This window comes from Rossellomorea oryzaecorticis, from assembly GCF_038405515.1.
Lineage (GTDB): Bacteria > Bacillota > Bacilli > Bacillales > Bacillaceae_B > Rossellomorea > Rossellomorea oryzaecorticis_A.
Genome location: NZ_JBBYAF010000084.1, coordinates 1 through 2549 on the forward strand (window position 1 = coordinate 1; position 2549 = coordinate 2549).

General features: G+C 40.4%; 3 protein-coding genes and 1 rRNA gene. 1 reads left to right on the forward strand and 3 read right to left on the reverse strand.

Going from position 1 to position 2549, the window contains the following annotated elements; all coding sequences use genetic code 11:
- Positions 1-66, reverse strand: a 16S ribosomal RNA gene (locus AAEO50_RS20925); the annotation flags it as partial.
- Between the two features lie 274 nt (positions 67-340).
- Entirely contained in the window at positions 341-1213 is an 873-nt protein-coding gene (locus tag AAEO50_RS20930) for a nucleotidyltransferase-like protein (protein WP_341986320.1), read from the reverse strand.
- Positions 1214-1365: 152 nt separating this feature from the next.
- Here AAEO50_RS20930 and AAEO50_RS20935 point away from each other — a divergent pair, with 152 nt between their 5' ends.
- Positions 1366-1713, forward strand: a complete 348-nt coding sequence (locus tag AAEO50_RS20935) for a YgzB family protein (RefSeq protein WP_341986321.1) — start codon at positions 1366-1368, stop codon at positions 1711-1713.
- 110 nt (positions 1714-1823) lie between these two features.
- Here the strand turns inward: AAEO50_RS20935 and perR are convergent, their stop codons facing one another.
- Positions 1824-2264, reverse strand: a complete 441-nt coding sequence (perR, locus tag AAEO50_RS20940) for a peroxide-responsive transcriptional repressor PerR (protein WP_425383239.1) — start codon at positions 2262-2264, stop codon at positions 1824-1826.
- Between the last annotated feature and the right edge of the window lie 285 nt (positions 2265-2549).

Here is a 2549-nt window from a genome sequence, read left to right on the forward strand (position 1 = left end):
CTCGACTTGCATGTATTAGGCACGCCGCCAGCGTTCGTCCTGAGCCAGGATCAAACTCTCCGATAAAAGTTTGAATAGCTCTTTTTGCAACGATTGAATCGTTGCGGTAAATCTAGAATTAACGTTGACGTATTGTCTTGTTTTGTTCAGTTTTCAAGGTTCAATTTGTTATACGCTCCGTTTGAAGCGACCTTTTCATCTTATCAAGTTATCAACTTGTTGTCAATAACTTTTTTAAGATTTTCATGTCGCCACTGACCGGACTCGTTTGTCGTTCAGCAGCGACATGTACTAATATATCAAGGTTCTGAATTGAAGTCAATAAAAAAATGATATTTTACTATAGTTTTTTTGGAGCACGATAATATCGATGATAAACGCCTTTTCCTTTTGTTTCTACGTCTACTATTTCAACGAACCCTTTATCCGTTAAATATTCGATCAGCATACCGAGGTCCACGGAATAGTGTTTTGCTTCTTCATGATTCAGCAGCTCCTGAAAGCTCCATTGATCTTTCTGTTCGAGGATATTGATCAGGTGCTCCGATGCCACCTTAGTTCTGGAGTGAATCAGAAACTCGCTGGCTAAAAATAATAACTCTAGCCTTTTATCAATTTCCTCTTCACTGGTTACAAGTTCTTCATATAATTTATAAATTTCGGGTTCGATCTGCTTTACCTGATTCCACACAGTCACTTCCGGATGAAATCCATTTTCGATTACTGCAAGCCTTGCCAAATGGTGAAGAGAATGAACGATATGATTATAAGCGTCCAGGTAGTGCTTTGCTTCAAAGAACACTTTCCCATCCATATATCGGCGGATCAACTTTCCGAATTCCATCCCCATTTTGATTTTTCTTCCGTAAAACGGGAAATCCCTCAGTTCGGTTTTGAGGCTTTGTACATATTCATTGCGATCGAATAAGATCTTTCCATTGAAAAGCCAGTCAATCACTTTCCGATTAGATCCGAGCAGGATCCACTCTTTCAACTTTTCCTCCGTGACGATATGTAAAGCAGCCTTGTGCTCTTGATAAGTATAGTGTTTAACAAATACCGGTTCTTCCGCTTCTTTTACAATCAGAAATAATACAATATCAAATGTATCTGTTACCGGACTGGACTTCTTGCTTTGTTCTATTAATAAGACACCTAAAGTGTTTGGGTGGCTGGTACGTTCCTGGTAAATCGGGCGTAAAATGTCTTCCATTAAAAACTCCTCCACATCAATCATTGGTTGGTAACTATTTCGACATCGAAACTGGATTTCCTTCTCTTATTATAGTCATTTTTCGACAAATGGTTTTCCTATCCACTAAACTCCCTCAAATATGGTATAGTATTTTTCTAGGAGGGACAATCATGGCAAAGAGTTATTCCAGTAAGATCAATAAAATCCGCACATTTGCTTTAAGCTTGATTTTCATCGGATTTATCATTATGTATGTAGGTATATACTTTAAAGAGCACCCTTGGGTAATGACTATTTTCATGCTGCTCGGTTTCCTGGCAATCATCGGCAGTACGGTAGTCTACTTTTGGATCGGGATGTTATCGACGAAGGCAGTCCAGGTTACATGTCCCAATTGCGGCAAGGTCACAAAGGTTCTTGGCCGTGTAGATATGTGCATGTACTGTAATGAACCGCTCACTATGGATCCCGATTTAGAGGGCGAAGAATTCAATGAAGAGTATAATAAAAAGAAATAATGATCAAACAAAGACCTGCCGGATGGAGGTCTTTTTGTTTTACTTTTTATGAGTCAACATCATCAAAGAGGCACAAGAAAAAGAATGGTTCTGCATGAGAACCATTCTTTTTAATGAGTTTCTTTTGTTGAGCAATCCGAGCAGGTACCGTAGATTTCCATACGGTGATTGTTCACTTTAAATCCCGTTACGTGCGAGGCAAGCTGTTCTACTTCATCCAGCCCGGGATAATGGAAGTCAACGATTTTACCGCATCCATCACAAATGACATGATAGTGGTCGGTCGTTACAAAGTCAAAGCGACTAGAAGCATCACCGTAAGTCAGTTCTTTTACAAGGCCGACTTCACGGAAGACTCGTAGGTTGTTGTATACAGTAGCCACACTCATATTCGGAAATTTCCCCTCAAGTGCTTTATATATGTCATCAGCTGTTGGATGAGCCATTGAATCGATTAGATACTCTAAAATCGCATGACGTTGAGGCGTGATACGGACTCCAGTTTCTTTCAATGTTGAAATCGCTTCTTTCAATTGTCCTTCTTCTGACATCGCCATGCACCTCTTTTCATAAGAATTATTATTTTATAATCTTTATAAATAGTGTACTAATCAGGAGTGCCATTTGTCAATCTTTCTCCTTCGCCCAAACTAAAATATGCTTTATAGATCCCCATTTAAACACCGCTATTGATTTCCGTGCAAGACTTCGCTTTCCGCGGGTGACCCGTGAGCCTCCTCAGCTTCGCCTGCGGGCCGAAAAGCGGAGGGGCTTTGATTAGAGGCGGGTGACATAAGGCGAATCGACCACGAAGGCGTTCTTAGCCTTCTTGGTCG